The organism is Bacillus sp. 005/A4HT-01/001, assembly GCF_004634445.1.
GTDB classification, from domain to species: Bacteria; Bacillota; Bacilli; order Bacillales; family Bacillaceae; genus Bacillus; species Bacillus altitudinis.
The window spans coordinates 215242-237607 of sequence record NZ_SEIZ01000001.1 but is presented as its reverse complement, the minus strand read 5'-3'; the positions used below and the strand labels follow the sequence as shown (position 1 = coordinate 237607).

24 protein-coding genes are annotated in these 22366 nt (G+C 41.7%); 15 read left to right on the top strand and 9 right to left on the bottom strand.

All coding sequences use genetic code 11. The annotated features are described in order from the left end of the window. Positions 1–15: 15 nt before the first annotated feature. Both ES896_RS01315 and pdxA read left to right on the top strand, forming a co-directional pair. Positions 16–1362 carry a four-carbon acid sugar kinase family protein gene (locus tag ES896_RS01315; RefSeq protein ID WP_135226262.1) on the top strand — a complete coding sequence of 449 codons (1347 nt, stop codon included), beginning with the start codon at positions 16–18 and terminating at the stop codon, positions 1360–1362. Further along, positions 1338–2342: a 4-hydroxythreonine-4-phosphate dehydrogenase PdxA gene (gene pdxA / locus ES896_RS01310; RefSeq protein ID WP_041091886.1), complete on the top strand. Its 1005-nt coding sequence runs from the start codon at positions 1338–1340 to the stop codon at positions 2340–2342. Before ES896_RS01315 ends, pdxA begins: the two co-directional genes overlap by 25 nt. Positions 2343–2576: 234 nt before the next feature. Here the strand turns inward: pdxA and ES896_RS01305 are convergent, their stop codons facing one another. Then, complete coding sequence (locus ES896_RS01305) at positions 2577–3323, bottom strand: SDR family NAD(P)-dependent oxidoreductase (RefSeq protein ID WP_039168189.1); 747 nt, start codon at positions 3321–3323, stop codon at positions 2577–2579. Positions 3324–3512: 189 nt separating this feature from the next. Between ES896_RS01305 and ES896_RS01300 the strand changes: the two genes are divergently transcribed. The 7 genes from ES896_RS01300 (at position 3513) to liaR (ending at position 8993) form a co-directional block, all read left to right on the top strand. Continuing rightward, positions 3513–4082, top strand: coding sequence for a cob(I)yrinic acid a,c-diamide adenosyltransferase (locus tag ES896_RS01300; protein ID WP_135226261.1), 570 nt, complete (start codon positions 3513–3515; stop codon positions 4080–4082). Positions 4083–4447: 365 nt separating this feature from the next. After that, positions 4448–4843, top strand: a complete 396-nt coding sequence (locus ES896_RS01295; protein ID WP_050826601.1) for a hypothetical protein — start codon at positions 4448–4450, stop codon at positions 4841–4843. A 15-nt stretch (positions 4844–4858) separates the two neighbouring features. Then, complete coding sequence (gene liaH, locus ES896_RS01290) at positions 4859–5524, top strand: stress responsive protein LiaH (protein WP_039168185.1); 666 nt, start codon at positions 4859–4861, stop codon at positions 5522–5524. 111 nt (positions 5525–5635) lie between these two features. Further along, positions 5636–6505: a LiaG family protein gene (liaG, locus tag ES896_RS01285; protein WP_017359270.1), complete on the top strand. Its 870-nt coding sequence runs from the start codon at positions 5636–5638 to the stop codon at positions 6503–6505. A gap of 30 nt (positions 6506–6535) precedes the next feature. Next, complete coding sequence (gene liaF / locus ES896_RS01280; RefSeq protein ID WP_007500301.1) at positions 6536–7300, top strand: cell wall-active antibiotics response protein LiaF; 765 nt, start codon at positions 6536–6538, stop codon at positions 7298–7300. Continuing rightward, complete coding sequence (liaS, locus tag ES896_RS01275; protein WP_007500303.1) at positions 7297–8361, top strand: two-component system sensor histidine kinase LiaS; 1065 nt, start codon at positions 7297–7299, stop codon at positions 8359–8361. Before liaF ends, liaS begins: the two co-directional genes overlap by 4 nt. Continuing rightward, positions 8358–8993 (top strand): two-component system response regulator LiaR, encoded by a 636-nt coding sequence (gene liaR, locus ES896_RS01270; protein ID WP_007500305.1) that lies wholly within the window; start codon positions 8358–8360, stop codon positions 8991–8993. The genes liaS and liaR overlap by 4 nt, the downstream gene beginning before the upstream one ends. A 42-nt stretch (positions 8994–9035) precedes the next feature. On the opposite strand, the gene ES896_RS01265 is transcribed toward liaR, so the two are convergent. Genes ES896_RS01265 through ES896_RS01250 form a run of 4 tightly spaced genes read right to left on the bottom strand, consistent with a single transcriptional unit; the run spans position 9036 to position 13065 of the window. Continuing rightward, complete coding sequence (locus ES896_RS01265) at positions 9036–9404, bottom strand: hypothetical protein (protein WP_041091878.1); 369 nt, start codon at positions 9402–9404, stop codon at positions 9036–9038. A 37-nt stretch (positions 9405–9441) separates the two neighbouring features. Continuing rightward, a complete protein-coding gene (locus tag ES896_RS01260; protein WP_135226260.1) occupies positions 9442–10563 on the bottom strand; it encodes a Ger(x)C family spore germination protein in 1122 nt (373 codons plus the stop codon). Beyond that, positions 10560–11654 carry a GerAB/ArcD/ProY family transporter gene (locus ES896_RS01255; protein WP_135226259.1) on the bottom strand — a complete coding sequence of 365 codons (1095 nt, stop codon included), beginning with the start codon at positions 11652–11654 and terminating at the stop codon, positions 10560–10562. The genes ES896_RS01260 and ES896_RS01255 overlap by 4 nt, the downstream gene beginning before the upstream one ends. After that, positions 11641–13065, bottom strand: coding sequence for a spore germination protein (locus ES896_RS01250; protein ID WP_072367964.1), 1425 nt, complete (start codon positions 13063–13065; stop codon positions 11641–11643). Before ES896_RS01250 ends, ES896_RS01255 begins: the two co-directional genes overlap by 14 nt. Before the next feature lie 113 nt (positions 13066–13178). On the opposite strand from ES896_RS01250, the gene ES896_RS01245 reads away from it, so the two are divergent. Both ES896_RS01245 and fumC read left to right on the top strand, forming a co-directional pair. After that, entirely contained in the window at positions 13179–13346 is a 168-nt protein-coding gene (locus tag ES896_RS01245) for a YvzF family protein (protein WP_017359274.1), read from the top strand. Positions 13347–13433: 87 nt separating this feature from the next. Then, positions 13434–14828: a class II fumarate hydratase gene (fumC, locus tag ES896_RS01240; protein ID WP_017359275.1), complete on the top strand. Its 1395-nt coding sequence runs from the start codon at positions 13434–13436 to the stop codon at positions 14826–14828. 113 nt (positions 14829–14941) lie between these two features. Here fumC and ES896_RS01235 read toward each other — a convergent pair whose 3' ends face one another. Beyond that, positions 14942–15820: a TetR/AcrR family transcriptional regulator gene (locus tag ES896_RS01235; protein WP_017359276.1), complete on the bottom strand. Its 879-nt coding sequence runs from the start codon at positions 15818–15820 to the stop codon at positions 14942–14944. Between the two features lie 192 nt (positions 15821–16012). Between ES896_RS01235 and spxO the strand changes: the two genes are divergently transcribed. Further along, positions 16013–16177, top strand: coding sequence for an anti-adapter protein SpxO (gene spxO / locus ES896_RS19995; protein WP_096881830.1), 165 nt, complete (start codon positions 16013–16015; stop codon positions 16175–16177). Positions 16178–16197: 20 nt separating this feature from the next. Here the strand turns inward: spxO and ES896_RS01230 are convergent, their stop codons facing one another. Together ES896_RS01230 and ES896_RS01225 are read right to left on the bottom strand one after the other, a co-directional pair. After that, positions 16198–17529, bottom strand: a complete 1332-nt coding sequence (locus ES896_RS01230) for a HAMP domain-containing sensor histidine kinase (protein ID WP_135226258.1) — start codon at positions 17527–17529, stop codon at positions 16198–16200. Continuing rightward, on the bottom strand, positions 17526–18200 hold the full coding sequence (locus ES896_RS01225; protein WP_008347066.1) for a response regulator transcription factor: 675 nt from the start codon (positions 18198–18200) through the stop codon (positions 17526–17528). The genes ES896_RS01230 and ES896_RS01225 overlap by 4 nt, the downstream gene beginning before the upstream one ends. A gap of 337 nt (positions 18201–18537) precedes the next feature. Between ES896_RS01225 and ES896_RS01220 the strand changes: the two genes are divergently transcribed. Beyond that, positions 18538–19908, top strand: coding sequence for a S1C family serine protease (locus ES896_RS01220; RefSeq protein WP_008347064.1), 1371 nt, complete (start codon positions 18538–18540; stop codon positions 19906–19908). A gap of 41 nt (positions 19909–19949) precedes the next feature. Here ES896_RS01220 and ES896_RS01215 read toward each other — a convergent pair whose 3' ends face one another. Then, on the bottom strand, positions 19950–20792 hold the full coding sequence (locus ES896_RS01215; protein ID WP_025207949.1) for an oxidoreductase: 843 nt from the start codon (positions 20790–20792) through the stop codon (positions 19950–19952). Between the two features lie 113 nt (positions 20793–20905). Here ES896_RS01215 and ES896_RS01210 point away from each other — a divergent pair, with 113 nt between their 5' ends. Both ES896_RS01210 and ES896_RS01205 read left to right on the top strand, forming a co-directional pair. Further along, the gene (locus tag ES896_RS01210; RefSeq protein ID WP_170916856.1) at positions 20906–21352 is read left to right on the top strand and encodes a YusW family protein; all 447 of its coding nucleotides are present in this window, start codon (positions 20906–20908) and stop codon (positions 21350–21352) included. Positions 21353–21497: 145 nt separating this feature from the next. After that, positions 21498–22328, top strand: coding sequence for an ABC transporter ATP-binding protein (locus ES896_RS01205; RefSeq protein WP_008347057.1), 831 nt, complete (start codon positions 21498–21500; stop codon positions 22326–22328). Positions 22329–22366: the final 38 nt, after the last annotated feature.

The following is a 22366-nucleotide window of genomic DNA, read 5'->3' as shown; positions in this document are numbered from 1 at the left end:
GACCGAGGTGTCTAAATGACAAACGATCTATTAAAAAAAGGAGCGAACTTAGAGCAAAAGGTGATCATTGTGGCTGATGATTTAACAGGCGCAAGTGATACAGGTGTTCAATTTGTGAAGGCCGGTTTAAAAGCCTCTGTGCTGTTCCAGCCGTCACTTGAGGATATGAGCCGGTACAAGGAGGAAGATGTACTGATTGTCGATACAGACTCACGAAGTATGTCTTCTGAAAGAGCGTATAATGAGGTCAGTCAAGTGATTCAGCCGTTTCTACAAGGGGATTCGCACCTTTTCTTTAAAAAAATAGATTCAACGTTAAGAGGAAATATAGGAGTAGAGCTTCAGGCACTAATGGATCTTGGCCGGTTTGATGCGGCAGTCATTGCCCCCGCTTACCCCGATGCGAATAGATCTACGGCCTATGGGATTCATTATGTGGAGGGTATGCCTGTTCATCTATCAGAAGCAGCGAAGGACCCAAAAACGCCTGTCCTGACATCCAGTATTTCAGACTTAATTGACGAGCAGACAAACATCAAGCCAAAACATCTTTCGCAGCAAGCGGTCTATTCAGAGCTAAACGAAACGAGTCATGACGTTTCATCTTTATTAAAACATGGTCATCAATGGTTTGTGTGTGATGCAGAAACGAACCATGATTTAACACAGATCGTTGATTTGTTTATGAAGATCAATCAAAGAGTGCTTTGGGTCGGGTCAGCCGGACTCGCTGGCGCATTATCATCCTATATCGCGAAATACCGCAATCTTTCTCATGCAAAAAAGCATGAATCTGTTCTCATCGTTTCAGGAAGTGCTTCTCAAAAAACAAATGAGCAGTTTGCTTTTTTAAGAGAAAAACACGATTGTCTCGAGGTGAAAGTGAACCCGTTGAATGTATTAAACGGCCGTGAAGCATGGGAAAGGAAATCAGTCATGGATCAGCTGCTCATGCGTCAGGATGAAGATATTCTCCTTTATACAGACGCAAGGCCAGAAATGGTTGAACAGATGTTGGCATACGGTGAAGCGAATGGTATGACAAGACAAGAAGTAGGAAGTACCTTATCTGTCTGTCTTGGTAAGATCACAAAAGACATTGTTGAATTAACAGGGATAAAACGCCTTTTTTTAACTGGTGGAGATACGGCGCGTGCGATATGCCATGAGCTTGGAGCAGGCGGGATTCAGCTGTTGAAAGAAATTGAACCCGGCATCCCGCTTGGGCGGCTCGTTGATACGAGTGTATATGCGGTCACAAAAGCAGGGGCATATGGTCAAAAAGATTCTGTGCTCCATGCGGTTGAAGTGTTGAAAAACATAGAGGGGGTAGACGAATGGCAAAACCAATCATTGCTGTAACAATGGGAGATGCTTCTGGGGTTGGTCCTGAAATTATTTTAAAAGCCTTCCAGCAAAGCCGTTTACATGAAGAAGCCGTTCTATTTGTCATTGGAGACACCCATATATTAAATAGGGCGAAAGATTTTGTGAATACAGATGTGGAGATTGTCAGTATTAAAGAACCGGAGGAAGCGGAACAAGTAAAATCTGGTGCCGTTCCTTGTCTTGATCTTCATCTATTAACAAGCGATATTCCAGTAGGAGAGATTTCAAAAGAAGCAGGGAATGCTGCTTTTCGATATCTTGAAAAAGCCATTACACTTGCGAATGACCGTAGAATTGACGGCATTTGTACAGCACCGTTAAACAAGGAAGCACTTCATAAGGCTGGTCATATGTATCCAGGGCATACAGAGATTTTAGCTGACCTGACAGGTACGGACGATTATGCCATGATGCTGGCAGCTCCTAATTTAAAAGTGGTGCATGTGACGACACATATCGGATTAATGGATGCCATCTTAAAAATCAATCCTGAGCGTGTATACACAACGATTAAACTGGCTCATGATACCCTCGTTCGATCTGGTATCCCTGCACCTAAAATTGCTGTGTGCGGGATTAATCCGCATGCCGGGGAGAATGGTCTGTTTGGAAACGGAGAAGAAGAGGAGAAGATCATTCCAGCGGTAGAACGAGCACAGGATGAAGGGGTTCAAGTATTTGGCCCGCTACCAGCTGATACACTGTTCTTTAGGGCGACAAGAGGCGACTTTGATATCGTTGTGGCGATGTATCATGATCAAGGGCATGGACCAATCAAGGTGCTTGGCTTAGAATCAGGCGTGAACATTACAGTTGGATTGCCTATAATCCGTACAAGTGTCGATCATGGGACGGCATTTGATATTGCAGGAACAGGAAAGGCTGATTCTGCGAGTATGGAAGAAGCCATTCGGCAGGCAATCATGCTTTCTGGTACGAGAGAGAACCGATAGTAAAAGAGAAAGAGCCTTCCAATGGAGGCTCTCAGCGTGTAGACAAACCCTCGCATTCGGTGTCAGTCCTGCGCTTCGGTGCTCACGAATGTCAAATTCGCTCCGCGCCGATGCTCGTCCTTCCTAGGGCTGCAAAGGTTTTCTATCACGCTGAAAAGAAGACAAAGGGTTAAAATAAAGTTCATTTTAACCCTTTGTCAACAATCTGAGAGCCTTCCAATGGAGGCTCTTTCTTTAGTTCATATACGTTCCGCCATTCATGTTGATGGTTTCCCCTGTGATGAAATCTGACTGATCAGAGGCTAAAAAGGTAACGGCGTTTGCGACTTGCTGCGGTGTTCCAATTGTTTTCAGAGGAATTCTTTCTAAAACAGATCTACGGTATTCATCACTCCACTGTTTGCTCATGTCTGTCTCAATTGGCCCAGGACAGACAGCATTTACATGAATGTGGTGTGCTGCTAATTCTTTGGCAAGATGCATCGTTAAGTAATTGATACCTGCCTTTGAAACGCCGTAAGCGGGTGATGCATTGTGATGAGGGGTTTTGCCAGTAGTTGAACTCATGTTGACAATCTTCCCGCCTTGCTGTTTGATCATGTCAGGAATGACTGCTTGACACATGAGAAACGTACCCGTCAAATTAATATCAATTAGTCTTTTCCATTCATCAACAGATGTATCGACTGTTGATTTCCGCAAATTGATCCCAGCATTGTTGACCAATATATCAATCTGTCCAAAATGGTTTTTTGCCTTCTCAACGAGGGAGGCAGCTGTCGCTGGTAAACTAGCATCACCAGCGACAGAAACAGCGCGTGTCTCTTTTTTATTCAGAGAGGAGCAAACGTCTTGCAATAGCACTTCATTCGTTCCGTTCAGCACCACTTTAGCTCCTTCAGAGACAAATGCCTCCGCAATGGCGCGGCCAATCCCTCTGCTTGCACCTGTAATGATGGCTACTTTGTTTTGTAAAGTCATCTATCATCCCACCCATCTGTCATAATTAAAAAGCGCTTTCATTTATTATAAAATGTGATATTTCATCATTCAACATATAAAGTGGAAATGAAGAGGTTTTGAATAAAAGTGTTTCATAATAAAACAAATACATCTTTTCCACTTCAGGGTATACTAAAAGGAACAAGCAATGGATAAGGGGGAACCTCAATGAAACTTTATACAAAAACCGGAGATCAAGGTCAAACAGGTTTGATTGGCGGGCGGGCTGATAAAGATGACGCAAGAGTAGAAGCGTACGGTACATTAGATGAGGCGAATAGTTTGATTGGACTTGCCCAGGCAAACTTAAGGCAGCATGGCGAATTGTTTCAAGATGTTCTGTCAGAGCTGATGGTCATTCAGCATGAACTGTTTGACTGCGGTGGTGATTTGGCAGCGGTGAAACCACCGAAAGAAGGCAAGTTAACAGAAGAATCTGTGACAGTCCTTGAAAAGCGAATGGACGTGTATGTAGAAGAAGCCGCACCGCTGACTAAATTTATTTTACCTGGCGGCCAGGAAGGCGCTGCCCTCTTACATGTGGCTCGAACAGTTGTCAGGAGAGCCGAGCGGCATATTGTGACACTCGCAAAGCAGGAGGAAATTCCAGCAGTTACGCTCACATATGTGAACCGTCTATCCGACTATTTTTTTGCTGTCGCCCGTATTGTGAATCATCGGCTCGGTGAAGCGGATGTTGAATATGAACGAAGTGCAGACGTGTTTCGTTCTAAATGAGGAAAAGCACTCTTCTAGTCGAAGAGTGTTCAGCGTGTAGGCAAACCCTCGCATTCTTTGTCAGTCCTGCGTGCCGGTGCTCACGAATGTCCAATTCGCTCCGCAAAAGTAACTGTTCTTCCTAGACTGCAAAGGTTTTCTATCACACTGAAAAGAAGACAAAGAGCTAAAATAAAGTTCATTTTAGCGCTTTGTCAATAATCTGAGCACTCTTCTAGTCGAAGAGTGCTTTTTCTATAGATTCAACCGCTCAGTCTGAGCCATGTTACGACTCTGGTCGCAATCAAAGATCAATCTACGACACGTTTTGCCAGCTTCCTTTTTTGACTATAGTGAAAGCAAGGAGCAAGAAAGGAGGCATGAAGATGAAAATCACAAGTAAAACCATCATCGGTTCAATCCTGATGTTTATCGGTTTATCCATCTTCTTTGGTGGTTCATTGGGCGGGCTGATCCCGACTTTGATTGGGGCGTGGCTCATTTATGTAGGTGTCAAAAAATATGATAAAGGCAGTAAAACAACAGGGGTCATACTCACTATTATCGGTGTATTGCTCGTCGCACAGTCGCTGCCATTTTTACTCGGAATCGCATTTGCTGGAGTACTTCTCTACTTTGGCTGGAAGATGATCAATGGTGAATCTGCTAAGGAATCATCCGGCAGAACAACATATATGGAGCCAAACACGGCACCGAACATGGAAGAACCGATGCACACGACATTTGATCAAGAATGGGAAGACTTTTTAAAGAAAAAATAAAGGGAGGAATATGAAATGGTATTAAGAAGAGTACGTGATATGTTTGTTGCAACAGTCAATGAAGGTTTAGATAAATTGGAGAATCCGCGTGTCATGCTGAATCAATATGTTCGTGATATGGAGGACGATATTGCTAAAGCGAAGCATGCGATCATTAAACAGCAAACCATTCAGCAAGGTTTCTTGAGAAAAGCAGAAGAAACAGAAGAATTTGCTGATAAGCGAAAGAAACAGGCGGAGCTGGCGTTTCATGCAGGAGAAGAAGAACTTGCACGGAAAGCACTGACTGAAATGAAGTATTTTGAAGAAAAGCACAACGAATATCAAGAAGCCTATCAGCAATCTGTTAAACAGCTGAAAGAGCTGAAAGAACAGTTGCAGCATCTAGAAACAAAGCTGCGTGATGTTAAAGACAAGAAGCAAGCGCTGATTGCAAGAGCCAATGCCGCACAGGCAAAGCAGCATATGAATGAATCTATGAATAAGGTTGATAGTGAAAGTGCTTATAAAGAATTTCTACGCATGGAGAACCGTATAGAGGAAATGGAGACAAAAGCGGGCAGCTATGCACAATTTGCCGATCAGGGTGCATATGCTCATCTTGATTACGCTGATGAGGTTGAAAAGGAATGGCAAAAGCTTAAGCGATCAAAGCAGCTTGAGAAACAGCCGGCAAACTAATGGAAATGTGTCAAAACGGAAGAAAAACAGGATTTTTCTTCCGTTATTTGATTTCTTTCTGTTTCGCTTTTCCTTATAATAAAAAGGTCAAAGGATAAAGGGATGATATAAATGAAACGGTTCATTGGTCTAATTTGTATACTTGTTGGTGTTTTTTTGATGATTGGGATGCTTTTCAAAAATGGAGATCTCTTTCATTTGAGCTTTTCTCGTGATAAAGCGGTCACAACAGCTTCAGCGAAAAAGGATGAGGTTGAACAATTAGATATCTCTCTTTCTGGATTTCGCATCAAGGTGGAGCCGGAAGATCGTTCGGATATTTCTGTGATGGTTGTGAATGGAAAAGGGAAAATGTATGCGGAACAAACAGGCGGAACATTCAAAGTCCGTGCTGAAAATAAAGGATTTTTGTTTTTCTCTGCATTTGAAAAAGGAGAACTCTTAGTCAAAATTCCAACAGATTATCATAAAGATGTGAAAATAACAGGTGGAATCGGCGTGAGCGAAGTAAATGGCGAAGGAAAGCTGTCTCTTCAAGATGTGACGCTCAAATCAACGAGCGGAAACCTCACAGCTGAGAACTTCTCAGCAAATCGTGTGGAAATCAAAGCGACTTCTGGCAGACTTTCAGTGTCTCATATTGATGCGAAGGAAAGTGATATTGGTGCCACTTCTGGTCGTGCTGATATTCAAGATGTAAAAGGAAAGCTGCAATTAGGCATGACAAGCGGCAGGCTGACAGCAAGCTTTGATACAATTGATTCACCAGTCGACTTTCACATGACATCAGGCAGTGCAAAATTTAACTTGCCAGATGAGGGAGATTTCAAAGTCCAAGTGAAAAAAACGAGTGGACGTATTGATCATTCGTATGATTTTGACCAAGCGGACAGTGAAGGCCGAGGTTTTACCGGCACGCATGGGAAAGGGACACACTTAGTCGATATTGAGATGACAAGCGGAAACTTAAAATTGCGGTAAACAAACGTAAAAAGGAAGGAGGCGAGTCAACTGCGTTTTTCTAGAAATCAAATTTTAGGCATCATTGTGGTAATTTTTGGTATTAATCTTTTTCTCAAAATTATTGGGATTGGGGCAGACTTATTTTGGCCAGTGTTTTTTGCTCTAGCTGGTTATTGGCTGCACTCTCGATCTAAACGTTGGCTCGGTTCGGTTTCCTATATTTTTGCAGGCTTTCTCTTCTTGAAGTTTCTACTAAATATCACGTTTAGTTTGACTGGGTATTTATTTGCTGCCTTTTTGATCTATGCGGGCTATCGTTTATTGAAAAACAAACCTGTTTTTGATGTCGATAAAAAGGAATCATCAGACGATGGGAAGCCTTCACTGAAAGTCAATCTTGAAAAAGAGGGCGATCAGAAGAAAACAAAAAGCCAGACAAAGCCGCGCAAAGAACATGATTTCTTCATCGGTGAAGTCAGGCTGATGAAAAAACCATTTCAATTAAGCGATTTGACCATTTCAGGTTTTATTGGCGATGTCAAAATCGACTTATCAAAGGCGATCATTGCAGAGGAAGAGAGCACGATCGTCATTAGTGGGCTCATCGGAGATGTCGATATTTACGTACCGCAGGATATTGAAGTGTGTGTGAGTGCTTCGGCTGCAATTGGTGATATGAAAATCATTGATGAAAAAAGAAGCGGGTTCGGCAGTAAAGTGTATGTCATGACAAATGATTATGATGAGAGCAAGCGAAAAGTGAAAATCTCCATTTCTCTCCTGATTGGGGATGTGGATGTGAGGTACTTATGAGGAAACTGCATTTAGGCATCCAGTGGCAATCTGTTCGTCTTGCAGTCGGTATCTCGCTTGGTGTTGTCATCATGACGACACTCCCAATGTTTTTTTATTACCAGCTTGATCCTATGATTTTGCTGTCTACGCGGTGGTTCGGCATCCCGTTTTTTTGTATTTTACTCATTATTAGTCTCGCCATTGGTGTATCAGCGGGGCATGTGTTTGGCTATCAGCATAAGAAGCGGCTGGATCAGCTTGTAGAGTCGATTTTGAAGTTTGAAAATGGGAATTTTGCCTATAGACTGCCTTCTCTAGGTGATGATGAAATTGGTTTGGCGGCAGATCAATTAAATGAAATGGCGAAACGAGTGGAAGGGCAAGTAGCCTCCTTACAAAAGCTCTCAAATGAGCGAGCTGAATGGCAGGTTCAAATGAAAAAATCGGTTGTCTCAGAAGAGCGTCAGCGTCTAGCGCGTGAGCTGCATGATGCAGTCAGCCAGCAGCTATTCGCCATTTCGATGATGACGTCTGCGATTCTTGAAGGGATGAAGGAAAAGGATGAAAAGATTTTAAAGCAAATGCGTCTTGTGGAACGAATGGCTGGCGATGCACAAAATGAGATGCGTGCACTCCTTCTGCATTTAAGACCGATCACCCTTGAAGGAAAAGACTTGAAAAAAGGCTTGATTGAGCTACTCAATGAATTTCAGGCAAAGCAGCCAATTGATATTGATTGGGAAATAGAAGATGATGCTCCGCTGTCTAAAGGGGTGGAGGACCATCTGTTCCGAATTGTGCAAGAAGCCCTTTCCAATGTGTTTAGGCATGCAAAGGCGACAAAGGTGACAGTACGTCTGCTTATTCGGAACCGTCAAGTTCAGTTGAAAATTATCGACAACGGGATTGGTTTTCAAACAGATCATGTGAAGACTGCTTCCTACGGACTTGAATCGATACGAGAAAGAACAAGTGAAGTAGGCGGTGTCGCAGAGATTATGTCATTTGAGGGAAAAGGCACACAAATTGATGTGAAGGTTCCCATTTTTGATGAAGGAAAAGGAGAGAACGTTCGATGATTCGAGTGCTTTTAATTGACGATCACGAAATGGTGAGAATGGGTCTTGCTGCTTTTTTAGAGGCACAGGCGGATATTGAAGTCATCGGTGAAGCGTCAGATGGACAAAAAGGTGTAGAACTAGCGGTTGAATTAAAGCCAGACGTGATTTTAATGGACCTTGTTATGGAAGGCATGGATGGCATCGAAGCAACGAAAAGAATTTGTCAAGAAATAGAGGATGCTCGGATTATTGTACTGACGAGCTTTATTGATGATGATAAAGTGTATCCAGTGATTGAGGCTGGTGCATTAAGCTATCTTTTAAAAACATCGAAAGCAGGAGAAATTGCTGATGCCATCAGGTCTGCGAGTATCGGCGAACCAAGACTTGAATCAAAAGTAGCTGGAAAGGTCATGAACAAACTCCGCCATTCATCAAATGGGTCCATTCTGCACGATTCGTTAACCGCAAGAGAGATGGAAATATTAAAGCTGATTGCCGATGGGAAATCGAATAAGGTCATTGCTGAGGAATTGTTTATTACCATCAAAACAGTCAAGACGCATATTACCAACATTCTTTCCAAGCTTGATGTAGAAGACCGCACACAAGCAGCCGTGTATGCACATCGCCATAAGCTGATTCAATAAAAAAACAGCTTTCAAATGAAAGCTGCTGGAACATGCGCAAAATTAGTCCTTCTGTCCTGTGATTGGACGTTCGGATAGTTGATGGAGCTCAGGAACTGGAAAAGCCTCCTGCTCCTCGGCCGATTTGTCTTCTAGGGTTTTCTTCAACTCGGAAAGCAGTTTGACGCTTTCCTTTGCCACTGCCGCTTTTTTCTCTTGCAAATCAATGATCTGTGAAAGTCCAACAAATAAACCGCCTCCAATCAGAAGGAGCGCAGGGGTTTGTCCATAATAAATCACGATCAAAAATGTGCTTGAAAAGCTGTCGGCTTCAATGAAGAAATCTTCTTTTGATTGCATGAATACCACGACTAACAGAAGTATTCCTAGAATCAAAAATAGAATGCCGGCCGAAAGTAAAGCTCGTTTCATGATTGACACCCTTTTTTTCTTACCATTTTAACATACTCTATAAGGATTGTGTTGCGCCCTTAGTCCCGAAGTCACGGATTTTCACATTTACCTTGTAACGAATATCCGATTCACTAAAAATGTCATCCCAATGTTTTGCTTCTTTTCGGAATTCCTTCGGATAGGCAATACTCGCTTTTTGATAAAATCCACAAATATCTGCTTTGATCTCATGCTGTAATTCCCCGATAAAATCTTTTACATTTTCCTCAAGTCGATGTGCCACGACTTTCTCAATTTCTTGGAGGTATTTTTCATTAAATGAATTTTCCCGTTCATTCCAATCCTCAGACAATCTTCCATCAAGCTCCACTGACACATCAAATTCATATTTGCCACTGGCTGTTTTATGGGTGTCAATGTTGTGTTTGATTTTAAAGATCTCAAAAGAATAAATGCTATGTTCATATTGGAATTCAATCACTCCGCCTGTTGCATCTCCAGTCAGCAGGTTGTAGGACTGCACCGCTAAAGGAGAGATGTTGGTGAGAAATCGTTTGTTCTGAATAATCGAGGCACCATCCAGCATTAATTTGCCCTGACTAACACTGACTTTCGGAATGGCAAAGGATACGTTGTTTTGCATGGCAGAAGAAATATCTCCTAAGGAAACGGGCTTGAACATACGAATGGTCGTTTTTGTATTCGAAGAAATATCGTATAAGGTGGAAGCGGCAGGCTGGCCGTCGTCATTGATTTTCAGCATATCTCCAGGCTTCTCAGAGGCCATAAAGACAAGGCTTCCTCTTCGTGTTTCATTGTCCCGAATGAATTGATTGATGACCAAATCGAAATTATTTTCATTGATAAGGTCTTGAGAAAACAAATAAACCCTCAGCTGCTGAGCAAAAATGCGGTGTGTTTTTAGGGCCGTTGTACGAAAAATTTGGTGTATGGAATCACCGCTTGTTTCAATAATCTTCGTCGGATCTTTCACGCTCGATTCTTGCTCAATTTTTTGAGGAACGAGCACCTGCATAGACAGCTTCAATTTATGTCCGCCATCTCCTTTATCTACAGCAAATCCAATTGCCATGTTGAGCTCCTCGATATTTGTACTATCCCAGCACCCGCATAATAGAATCAGTGAGAAGAGCGCAAGAACCGCTTTCTTTTTCATGCTGTTTTCCGCCTCCTTTTGAAAAATACGATGATAAATAAAAGAAACGGGAGTATACCAAATAGAAGAAAGAACAAGTTGTTTACGTAGGTTAAATAGTCTCGGACCGTATCAACATCTTTTGGGAAAAGAGCGGCAAAGAAGATCACAATGCCCATCAAGGCGAGCGCGATTTTTTTAGGGAATTTAGTCAATTTGATGACTCCTATCGTAGCAAAAAACGTATATCCTACAAAGCTCGTATAAAGCTGGACAAGCCAAACAATCAGCAAAAAGGATTCAATCCGTTCAATAAAAATCCCCTGAATATCAAATGATTGAAATAAGGCAATGGTCGGCCACGTCAGAGTCGCCGTTTCTTTCACCGTGAGCGCACCAACTACAAGAATATAGGTGAAAATATAGATGATCGCAGGAATCAAAAAGCCGATGGTTCCGTATGCAAAGGTGTGTTTTTGCGTCTTCATATAGGCAGGCATAAAGAGCATCATTTCAATACCGACAAACGAAATGGCCGAAGCATTAAAGGAATTGAAAACAGGGGAAATGCCCTCTCCTAAAACTGGCCGTAGGTTATCGAGCTTAAACTCTTGTACACTAAGTCCGTAGGCTACAAATAAGATGATGAGTGTGACAATCAGAAAAAAAGGGCACAGCCGGGCAAAATCACCAATCCCCCCAATCACAAGGTAAAAACCAACCAAAATAAAGCTGATCATCGTCACGGCTACAGGTGTGTTTTGAAGTAGAAAGAATTTCACCATCTCAGACATGGCTCGCACTTCATAGCTGGCAACGCCGAGAAAGTAAATAATAATCAACAGGTTGGCAAGTGAGCCAATCCATTTCCCAAGTCCTTCTTTTGTATAGTCATAGTAGGAAGAAAAGGAGACCTTTTTCATCATGAGCACATTGACAAAAATGAACACAATGTATATCACACTCATGAGTAAGAGTGCAATCCAGCCGTCAGGTGTAGGCGCAGCTTGAGCCATTGATCTTGGCAGAATCATCATACTTGCGCCTAGCGTGGTATTGGCGATAATGGCACTTGCCTGATAGCTTGTGATCGACTCTTTATGATTGACCATGTCGTTCCCCTTTCTTTTGATTTTTCAAAGGCAATCTGATGATGGAATTGTCCTCATTTTTATAACTGAACACAAAATCTGGTGAAAAATATGGGGTGCCAAAGCTTTTTTGTCTTGTCAAATGAGTGAGTAAGACGAGCATAAACAGGACAAGTCCATATAAACCGAATGTAGCTGCAGTAAACATGGACACAAAGCGAAGGACACGAAATGACATCCCCATCCCATATTGAGGAAAGGTAAAGGATGCAAGTGCAATGACGCTGACAATAATGACCATAATGGAGCTGACAATATGTGCTTGTACGGCTGCCTGTCCAATGACAACTCCGCCCACAAGTCCGATTGTTTGTCCAAGTGGATTAGGCAGCCTTAACCCAGCCTCTCGCAGCAGCTCAATGGTCATTTCCATGATGAGTGCTTCCACAATAGGAGGAAATGGGACATTCTCTCGTGTGCTTGAGATGGAAATAGCTAAAGTTGTGGGCAAAAGACCTTGATGGAAGGACACAAGGGCAATATAAATGGCTGATAAAAACAATGTGAGAAAGATGGACGTAAAACGTAGCAAACGAATAAGAGAAGCGGCGATCCATCTTTCATAATAATCATCAGGTGACTGCATAATCGTCGCGAGGGAAGCAGGCACAATTAAGATAAAAGGCGAATGATCGACAAAGATGGCGACGCGCCCATTGTTTAAAGCAGATGCGACTTTATCAGGCCGTTCTGTGTTTTGAATTTGCGGAAAAGGAGAATACACATTGTCTTCAATGAGCTCCTCAAGAACGCCTGAGTCTTGAATATCATCAATGGTGACTTGTTTGAGACGCTTTTTTACCTCTTTTAAAACAGAGGGCTCAACGATCCCGTCAATGTACATGATCGATACTTGGGTGTATTTCTTTTCGCCGATCTTCATGTCAACTGTTTTGAGATCAGGGTTTTTCAAACGTTGTCTGACGAGAGCTAAGTTCGTGTTGATATCTTCAATGAAGCCAATTTTTGGCCCCCTTGCGACGGTTTCAGACGTAGCATCTCCTAAACTGCGTTTCTTCGTTCCGTGCGTTTCTAAAATATAAGCGTGCTGAAATCCATTAATCAGTACGACACAATGTCCTTGAAAAATAGCATCTACTAGTTCTTCAGAGGTTTTTACCGTACGGGTAGTCATCATCGATAAATTGGATTCTAGCTTCTCTTTTGTTAGAGAGGCATGATCTTGCAATAGCAGCTTTAAGAAGGTTTGAATCTGCATCGCTTCGTTCATTTCTTTAATGTATAAATAGTAGACAACCTGTCCATGAGGCAATGTTTTTTTCTCATGGATCAAATCATCCATGTCCTTTAACTGAGGGAGAATGACAGAGAGATTATCGTATAAGTGCTCTTTCAATGGAGTTTGATTCAAATGGATCACCCACCTCAATTTCTTTTTCTTAGCATTACCTGCTTGAAAAAACAATATTCTGTGTTACATTATTTTGTGGTATATGAAAGAATCACGGTGTTGGAGGAAAGAAGATGGCGCAAATTCGTTTAGCAGGAACAAAAGAGGAGATCGACCTTATTCTACAGTCGTTTGACAAGCATTATGAGGTGACTTATACGTCAAAAGATTACGGAAAAACAAATCCAAAATACAAATATTCCAAAGATGTTCGTGTTTATATTGAACTAAAATTAAAATAAAGATAAAATTTTAATTGAAAACGCTTAAAGGATTTTCGTTTTTTGTATAGAATAGAGTTGAGTGATGAAGCTATGGAGGGATACATAATGACAGAATTTAGAATCGAAAAAGATACAATGGGCGAAATCAAGGTGCCACAGGACAAGTTCTGGGGTGCACAAACACAACGAAGCAAAGAAAATTTCAAAATCGGTTCTGAGAAAATGCCAAAGGAAGTTGTGAATGCGTTTGCAATTTTGAAACGTAGCACAGCGATTGCGAACGAACGTCTAGGCAACTTAGAAAGTGAAAAAGCAGAAGCGATTGCTGCTGTATGTGATGACATTATCAGTGGAAAATATGACGAGCATTTCCCGCTTGTTGTATGGCAAACAGGAAGTGGAACACAAAGTAACATGAACATGAACGAAGTCGTTGCAAATAGAGCAACTGCTTACTTGAAAGATAAAAATAGTGAATTCAGCATTCACCCGAATGACGATGTCAACCGCAGCCAAAGCTCAAATGATACATTCCCAACGGCTATGCACGTGGCAGCTGTTTTAGCTGTGTACAAAAAGCTATTGCCTGCGATTGACCAGTTAAGAGCGACGCTTGATGAGAAAGCAAAAGCATACCAAGAGATCGTGAAAATTGGCCGTACGCATTTGCAAGATGCAACACCTCTTACAGTGGGCCAAGAGATTAGCGGCTGGGTGTACATGCTTGATCGTTCAAAAGAAATGATTTTAGAATCTACTGAAAAAATGAGAGAACTTGCCATTGGCGGAACAGCTGTTGGTACGGGAATTAACGCACATCCTGAGTTTGGTAAATACGTGGCAGAAGAAATCAGCCAGTTAACTGGTCAAACGTTCAATTCTTCACCAAACAAATTCCATGCGCTGACAAGCCATGATGAAATCACATATGCACACGGTGCGCTTAAAGCACTTGCAGCTGACTTAATGAAAATTGCCAATGATGTGAGATGGCTTGCAAGTGGTCCTCGCTGCGGAATTGGTGAATTGATCATTCCTGAAAATGAGCCAGGCAGCTCCATTATGCCAGGAAAGGTCAACCCAACTCAAAGTGAAGCTTTAACAATGATTGCCGCACAAATCATGGGGAATGATGCAACGATCGGTTTTGCCGCAAGCCAAGGAAACTTCGAGCTGAACGTATTTAAGCCGGTCATCATCTATAACTTCCTGCAGTCAGTTGAATTGCTTGCTGACGGTATGAACTCATTCCATGACAAGTGTGCCGTTGGAATTGAACCAAACCTAGAAACGATCGAGAAAAACCTAAACAATTCATTGATGCTTGTGACGGCACTCAACCCACACATCGGATATGAAAATGCAGCGAAAATTGCGAAGCTTGCGCACAAAGAAGGATTAACACTAAAAGAAGCTGCCCTTCAATTAGAACTATTAACAGAAGAGCAGTTTGAAGAGTTTGTGAAACCAGAAGAAATGGTGACACCGAAAGCAAAATAAGACACCAGAGGCCTCTGTGCCTCTGGTTTTTTAATGGAAACTCCCTGAAATCACAGAAAAGAAGTTTGATTGTTTGTCACAATCATAAACCCAGGGCAACCAAGCCCTGGGTTTTATAAATGATCTTCTTTTAGAATGCGTAATAAGGAGCCTGAGACCGGCTGAAGTGGTGTGTATAATTTCAATTGGTAAAGCATGCCTTTGACGATGACTTGTCTTGGTTTTTGTTTGTTTAACTCGTTTTCTAAAATGCCAAGCGCTTCAAATAAATCTGGCTCGTCTTTCACTTCATAATGTGCTTCTGCCAGCTCTCTTAATTCTTTTAATAGAGATTCTGTGAGCGGGTCAAATGATCGTTCATAAATCGGGCCGAACCAGTCGCTTGCTTGGTCCACAGAAATGAGCGGATGGTCATTTCGCTTCATCATACCGCCCATTAGATCATCGATACGGTGAATCATTGTTGCGGCAAGCTCCTCTGCTTCGAGCTGAAAATCATATAAAATGGCAAGCTCAAAGTAAACGTGACTCATGCCCTCAATCGTTAAACATAGATCAGCCATATAAGGAATGGCTGCATCTCCATACACTTGCTTAATGTTATCAATGTGCAACTGAATCGTCGCAAGTCGAATTTGCTTTGCGAGCTGCTGCGTTTCTTCGTTCAATGGGAGCGCCCTGTCGCTTAGCTGCATTTTAATAAAATCTTTTTGCTGTAAAATATTATCGTAATAGACAGTGAGCTGTTTCCGGTAGGCCTCTTTTGGTGTGCCGCCCTCTGTTTGAACCTCGTGAATCCGGGTAAATACCTTATCGTAATAGTAATGCAAGATCGAAATAAGCAGTGCTTCTTTCGATTTGAAATAAAGGTAAAACGCACCCTTTGACATGTGGCATTCATCTGCAATTTCCTGAACAGACGTTGTATTATAGCCTTTGCTGGCAAATAACTTCATACCAGCCTCAATAATCATTTTTTCTTTCTTTTTCAATATGAATGTCATCCTTTCTTACCGAGAGACAAATGTCTTAGGAAACGTGCGCAAAGAGATGTGACTTATCGGTCATAAACGACAAAACTTTTCAAAAATTAATCAGATTGTAACTTGTTTTTTACAGTGTAATTCTTTATATTATAAAGTAAGGTGACCAACCGGTCAAAAAATGTGAAAGGATGATATTCCATGAGAGAAATTGATGATATGATTAGACGCTTGAAAACAAAAGGAATTCAAGTAGAAAAAGTCAAAATGCCGAAAGAGACAACCATTGAAAAGAAATGGATGTATCAAGCTGGCAAGAAAATCAAAGCCACATACCGTGATTTCAATGGGTATTCATTCATCTAAAAAAGACTGCGGTGTAAAACCTACAGCCTCTTCTTTGGAACAGTGATCGTATAGCGTACACCTAGTTCATCATTTTCAATTGATATGGACGCTTGATGCATTGAAAGAATTCGTTTGACAATGCTTAATCCAATGCCGAATTCGCCCTTTTTTCCCTTACTAAAAGGTTCGTATAGGCTGGATAGCATGTGTTCTTCAATTGGAGGGCCATCATTACGAATGATGATGCGAATTTGATCCTCTTCCTGCTTCATATGAATATCAATTTTATTTTTTGCGTAGCGAAGTTGATTTTCTAATACATTTTCAAATAATTTGCTCCATTGTTCTGGATCGCCTTCAAGTGCAGCCTCATCATCTAAGTCCACGTTCCACTGCAATTCATTTTTCGACCAGCGTAAACGGTCAACCACTTCCAGCATTGTATTACTCACAAGGAAGGGAGAATGCGCCGGATGTTGTTTTGATAAATAATCAAGCTTTGTTAAATACAGCAAATCTTTGATTTTCTTCTCAAGCTTTTCCGCTTCGCCTTCAATCACTTCCACCGTTTGTTCAAGATCTCCTTTAGGGAAAATTCCATCTTTAATAGACTGCGTATAACCGCGGATGACCATCACAGGTGTTTTTAAGTCGTGTGATATATTTTGCAAAAGCGTTCGTTCTGTTTCATCCTTTTGAATGAGCTTTTGTCTCATTTCTTCAATCGTATGCCCCAGTTTGCCAATTTCATCTTGCCGGTCAACAATCACAGGATCGTCCCAGTCTTCTTGTGCAATGCGCTTAACGTGCTTTTCAAACGCGACGATTGGACGTGATAAGTAGCGGGCGAGCCAAATCGATGGAATCCAGCTTAGTAAAATAACCGTTCCTAAGATGAAAATCAGCTGTTTAAACAGTGTAAAGGACAAGTCATCTCGATAAGAATCGGGTGCATATGACAAGAGAATATATTGTGTATTGCCTGTTGAGACTTTTTTGATCACAAAAAAGATATGCTGACCATTCACTTCTTCAGAATAGCGTTTTGTTGCGCTTTTTTGTTTTTTAACAAAGGACTGCACTTTTTCAATAAAGGCATGCGGGAAAAACTGAGCCATTTGATTTAATTCATCTGACGGAATCAGAATGTGCTGAACCGAGCGGTTTTCTGGTGTCGACTTTGGTGAGCCGTCTCGATTCAGAGGGTATTCTGTTAACACCTGCTGCTCGTTTTCGATGTTTTTATAAATTTCATTCGTAAAGAAGCTGCGTAATGTATTTGAAAATAAAATGATCAGGACAATCGAAATGGTGAGTAAAATGCCAGAGATGACAACCCAGATTTGAAAAGCGAGCGGTTTGTTCTTCATCCTTTTAGCATCCTATAGCCAAATCCATAAATGGTCTCGACTTTTAAGTCAGGCATTTTTTTGCGCAGCCGTCTGACAAGATCATCGACCACACGATCTGTCCCGAAGTAATCGTGCCCCCAGATCTTGACGAGGATATCTTCCCGGGAAAAGGCATGTCCTTGATGATGGGTAAATAAGAGCAGCAAATCAAATTCCTTAGACGTTAAATTAATCAGCTGATCTCCTTCATACACCTCTCTTACGTCCTCATGAATGATATAGGAAGAAACGGGTGTGACGCTTTGCTGAGGTGTGTCACTGTTTTTATATACAAGCTCCAGCAGTTTTTGCACGCGGATGATCAGCTCGCGCGGAAGAAAGGGTTTCGCAATATAATCACTGCTCCCGAGTTCTAAGCCAAGCACACGATCAATATCGGCATCACGTGCCGAAATAAAAATGACCGGTACGTCAGGCGAGGCTGCTTTGATTTCTTTAATGAGTGTGTAGCCGTCTGTATCAGGCAGCATAATATCTAAAATCCATAGATGCGGTGGCTTGTTCATGGCCGCGCGTGCCGCTTCTCCGGTTAAAAAAGAGGACACATTCCAATTTTCACTCTCTAAATATTTGGTTAACAGTTCATTTAAATTCTGCTCATCTTCAACTAAATAAATGGTGTACGACAAAGTCTTCCACATCCTCTCAACGTCATTATAACGGGATACAAAGGCGGCATGTCAACAATCACACGCTTTTTTCACAATTTCACATATTCTTCTCATTATTATCCCATAATGTTTGTTTATGATAAGCTCAAGGGAAAAAAGGGCATAGACAAAAGGCTAATGAATAGGTGCTTTTCACCAATGTGCACACCTTGCTTTTTTTCTATGAATAAGTATTATATAATTTGACATATTGTCATAAAGAATTTTTCAATGATATTGCCATTAAGAGGACATGAGTCCTGTCTAGACATATGAATGAAGCATTTCATGAAAATGATGCAAAGGAGTGCAAGCGATGGATTTCCGAAGAGAAGATGAAGAGAAAAAGATGAATGATCAAGAACACACACATCAAGAGAATGAGAAACAAATAGAAGAACCAGAAAAAGAGAAAGAACTCGTTTTTCACCACCATGAAAACGAAGCATCTGCCTCTCAGGAGAGGGTGACAAATGGGTCTCCTCAAGTGATTGATGACCGTTCGTCTAAAAAGGAGAAAAAACGAAAGGCTGCATGGCTAAGTCCGATTCTTGGAGGGATTATTGGCGGCGGTCTTGTGCTTGGCATTACACCGCTTTTACCGCAGTCACAAGATACAGCGGCAAACACTCAAACCCAAACAGCATCAAGCGAACCGGCTTCATCTGAAAATTTCTCAACAAAACAAATCACCAATGCGACGAATGTTGCTGATATGGTAGAAGATTTAGAGCCGACGATTGTAGGGGTCTCAAACTATCAATCTACACAAAACTCGTTCGGTCTTAGCGGTGATTCAACTGAAGCAGAAGCTGGAACGGGTTCTGGTGTCATCTTCAAAAAAGATGGCAAAAAAGCATACATTATCACAAATAACCATGTAGTCGAGGGTGCCAATAAATTAAAGGTCACACTATACGATGGGAAAACAAAAGATGCCAAGCTTGTCGGCAGTGACGTAATGACAGATTTAGCTGTCGTGGAAATAAATGCTGACGGCATTGATAAAGTTGCAAGCTTTGGAGATTCTTCTAAACTTCGTGCTGGAGACAAAGTCATTGCAATCGGGAACCCGCTTGGTGCGCAGTTCTCTGGTACAGTAACAGAAGGGATTATTAGTGGTCTCGATCGTACCGTTGAAGCCAATACATCATCTGGAACCGTTGAGATGAATGTGCTTCAAACAGATGCAGCCATTAACCCTGGAAACAGTGGCGGTCCGCTGATCAATACAGACGGTCAAGTCATCGGCATCAACAGTTTGAAAATTAGCGAAAGCGGAGTAGAATCACTCGGATTTGCGATCCCAAGTAACGATGTAAAACCGATCGTAGATCAGCTGTTGAAAAATGGAAAAGTCGAACGTCCTTACCTTGGCGTACAAATGATTGACCTTGAGCAAGTGCCTGAAACGTATCAGGAAAATACACTTGGCCTATTTGATAAACAAATCGGTAAAGGCATCTATGTAAAAGATGTTTCAAAAGGATCTCCTGCACAAAAAGCAGGCTTGAAGTCTGGAGATGTCATCATCAAGTTCAAAGGAAAAGATGTAGCGAACAGCTCACAACTGAAAGAAATCCTTTATAAAGAAACAAAAATTGGCGATAAAACGACAATGACTGTCATCCGTGATGGAAAGAACAAAAATCTGGATATTACCCTTGGGCAGTCTGATAACGAATAAAAGAAAACAGGTGGATAATCGATCCACCTGTTTTTTTGTGTCTATTTTTTTGAAGATAGTGTCCGTAAAATAATGTTTTCCCATACATTCCAAGGCAGGAGCTGCTTTGCTATGAATGAAAGCCGAACACCTTTCCCAACAAGATACCTTAGCTTCTTTAGCCGCTTCTTCTCTGCAAGCGAAACCACAAGCTCTGCAACTTCGTCTGGATCTCCATAGTTGTTTTTTTGCGCCTCTATATAGGCCATCATGTTTTCATAAATAGTTGTGTATTTAGAACCTGCTGCGGGCGGTGTCATTTGCTCATTCATGGAGGTGTTCCAAATGTTCGTTTGGAAAGAACCCGGCTCAATCAAAGCGGCTTGAATGCCAAACGCAGCCAGCTCAATTCGCAAACTCTCTGTATAGCCCTCTAGCGCAAACTTTGACGATACATATGGAGAGAGTGCGGGCATTCCCATGAGTCCGCTGATACTGCTCATATTCAATATTTTTGCACCGCTCGTCATCAACGGAAGGACTGCTTGTGTCATTTCCATCACACCAAAGACATTCACTTCGAATTGCTCTCGGTACTGATCAACAGGCACCTCTTCAGCAAAACCAGCATAGGCCGTTCCCGCATTGTTCACAAGCAGGTGAATGGGAGCATAGGCATTAAGCCTTTTTTGAAATGCTTGAATGGACTGTGTATCTGTCACATCTAATGCTTCAATATGTATCGATTCGGATAAAGCGGCGTTCTTTACTTCTTCGGCAAGCTTTTTCGCATTGGTTTCCTGTCTTACGCCAGCAATCACAGTGTACCCTTGCTGAGCAAGACGCAGTGTGATGAGCTTTCCAAAACCGCTGTTGGCACCAGTCACAATGGCTGTTTTATTCATCATCCGGTTCTCCTTTTTGTTTTAATCTACCATAGTCTGCTGTTTTATTGAATAACGAAAAGGGGCTTGGAGAAGAATAAAAAACGATGCTATAAAATAGGAGGAAATACATGATGTGCTGGAAGAAGGCGGGACTGCTAGGAGTGCTGTTCTTTATGCTGTCTGGCTGTCGTTCAATCGAACCAATACAACATCCACATGAAGCAGAAGCTGAAAGTCTGTCCGCTGTTCAAATGAAGGAACTGCCATTTCAGCATTTGCAATTGCATGTACAATATGGACAAAAAAGCGAATTATATGAAGCTACCTATCGTCAAGCTGGTGGAAGAGAAGAAGCACTGATTCGAGATCATATGAATGGTGTCCGCTATGAAGGGGAAGAAGCTTTACGTGAAATGAAGATGAAGCTCAATGATATGTCGATTCCTAGTGCAAAGCTGAATGAAACATATGTCAATGAATTATTATCTGCTTTTAATTTAGATGATGATTATCAGCGAATACGAGTCGATATGAAGCTCGAAGATGGGACGAAACGCGCGTTCGAAAAGACAAAGTAAACGAGACTTTCTCATTTTTTAATTGAAAATGATTTTCAAGATCACTTAAATCTGATACACTAAATTGAGATAAGTGATCTTTGACGTCTACATAGACGATATTCAATATAAAAAATTTGGATGAGAAAAGGAGCGTTTGAGCGGAATGAGTGCCATTTCTACTGAAGGTTTAAGCTTAGGTTACGGAGAAACAATGATCATAGACGAACTAAATGTGTCAATCCCTAAGGGTGAAATCACAGTATTTATTGGCAGTAATGGATGCGGTAAATCCACGCTACTTCGCTCTTTGGCCCGTCTCATGAAGCCAATGGGTGGTTCTGTCCTGCTTGAAGGTCATTCCATTGCCAAATTACCAACAAAGGAAGTGGCGAAACAGCTCGCCATTCTTCCGCAAGGACCGGAAGCGCCAGAAGGATTAACGGTACATCAACTCGTCAAGCAAGGGCGATATCCTTATCAAAATTGGCTGAAGCAATGGTCAAAGCAAGATGAAGAAGCGGTAAATCGCGCACTGAAATCAACGAAGATGGAAGACCTTGCTGATCGAACGGTTGATTCATTATCAGGTGGACAAAGGCAGCGTGCATGGATTGCGATGACATTGGCACAGGAGACGGATATTATTCTATTAGATGAGCCAACAACGTATTTAGACATGACGCACCAAATTGAAATCCTTGATCTTCTTTTTGATTTAAATGAAAAAGAGCAGCGCACGATTGTCATGGTTCTGCATGACCTCAATCTCGCTTGCAGATATGCGCATCACCTTGTGGCCATTAAAGACAAGTCAATTTATGCAGAAGGAAGACCGGAAACTGTCATTAACTGTGATCTTGTGAAAAATGTCTTTGATATGAACTGCCAAGTAACAACAGATCCTTTATTCGGAACACCGTTATGTATTCCGCACGGCAGAGGACGCTGTATTGTCCAACAGGCACAAGCTGAGACATTTCTTGCTGCAAGATAATCGTATGTGAAAAGCCTGACATCTGTTACACGCAGAGT

What these genes read in the sequence shown, in the direction of transcription:
- ES896_RS01300 (WP_135226261.1), top strand. Translation starts at nt 3,513, where the DNA reads ATGAAACTTTATACAAAAACCGGAGATCAAGGTCAAACAGGTTTGATT.
- ES896_RS01260 (WP_135226260.1), bottom strand. Translation starts at nt 10,563, where the DNA reads ATGAAAAAGAAAGCGGTTCTTGCGCTCTTCTCACTGATTCTATTATGC.
- ES896_RS01295 (WP_050826601.1), top strand. Translation starts at nt 4,448, where the DNA reads ATGAAAATCACAAGTAAAACCATCATCGGTTCAATCCTGATGTTTATC.
- ES896_RS01220 (WP_008347064.1), top strand. Translation starts at nt 18,538, where the DNA reads ATGGATTTCCGAAGAGAAGATGAAGAGAAAAAGATGAATGATCAAGAA.
- ES896_RS01205 (WP_008347057.1), top strand. Translation starts at nt 21,498, where the DNA reads ATGAGTGCCATTTCTACTGAAGGTTTAAGCTTAGGTTACGGAGAAACA.
- ES896_RS01210 (WP_170916856.1), top strand. Translation starts at nt 20,906, where the DNA reads ATGTGCTGGAAGAAGGCGGGACTGCTAGGAGTGCTGTTCTTTATGCTG.
- ES896_RS01230 (WP_135226258.1), bottom strand. Translation starts at nt 17,529, where the DNA reads ATGAAGAACAAACCGCTCGCTTTTCAAATCTGGGTTGTCATCTCTGGC.
- pdxA (WP_041091886.1), top strand. Translation starts at nt 1,338, where the DNA reads ATGGCAAAACCAATCATTGCTGTAACAATGGGAGATGCTTCTGGGGTT.
- ES896_RS01305 (WP_039168189.1), bottom strand. Translation starts at nt 3,323, where the DNA reads ATGACTTTACAAAACAAAGTAGCCATCATTACAGGTGCAAGCAGAGGG.
- fumC (WP_017359275.1), top strand. Translation starts at nt 13,434, where the DNA reads ATGACAGAATTTAGAATCGAAAAAGATACAATGGGCGAAATCAAGGTG.
- ES896_RS01215 (WP_025207949.1), bottom strand. Translation starts at nt 20,792, where the DNA reads ATGAATAAAACAGCCATTGTGACTGGTGCCAACAGCGGTTTTGGAAAG.
- ES896_RS01265 (WP_041091878.1), bottom strand. Translation starts at nt 9,404, where the DNA reads ATGAAACGAGCTTTACTTTCGGCCGGCATTCTATTTTTGATTCTAGGA.
- liaS (WP_007500303.1), top strand. Translation starts at nt 7,297, where the DNA reads ATGAGGAAACTGCATTTAGGCATCCAGTGGCAATCTGTTCGTCTTGCA.
- liaH (WP_039168185.1), top strand. Translation starts at nt 4,859, where the DNA reads ATGGTATTAAGAAGAGTACGTGATATGTTTGTTGCAACAGTCAATGAA.
- ES896_RS01255 (WP_135226259.1), bottom strand. Translation starts at nt 11,654, where the DNA reads ATGGTCAATCATAAAGAGTCGATCACAAGCTATCAGGCAAGTGCCATT.
- spxO (WP_096881830.1), top strand. Translation starts at nt 16,013, where the DNA reads ATGAGAGAAATTGATGATATGATTAGACGCTTGAAAACAAAAGGAATT.
- liaG (WP_017359270.1), top strand. Translation starts at nt 5,636, where the DNA reads ATGAAACGGTTCATTGGTCTAATTTGTATACTTGTTGGTGTTTTTTTG.
- ES896_RS01245 (WP_017359274.1), top strand. Translation starts at nt 13,179, where the DNA reads ATGGCGCAAATTCGTTTAGCAGGAACAAAAGAGGAGATCGACCTTATT.
- liaR (WP_007500305.1), top strand. Translation starts at nt 8,358, where the DNA reads ATGATTCGAGTGCTTTTAATTGACGATCACGAAATGGTGAGAATGGGT.
- ES896_RS01315 (WP_135226262.1), top strand. Translation starts at nt 16, where the DNA reads ATGACAAACGATCTATTAAAAAAAGGAGCGAACTTAGAGCAAAAGGTG.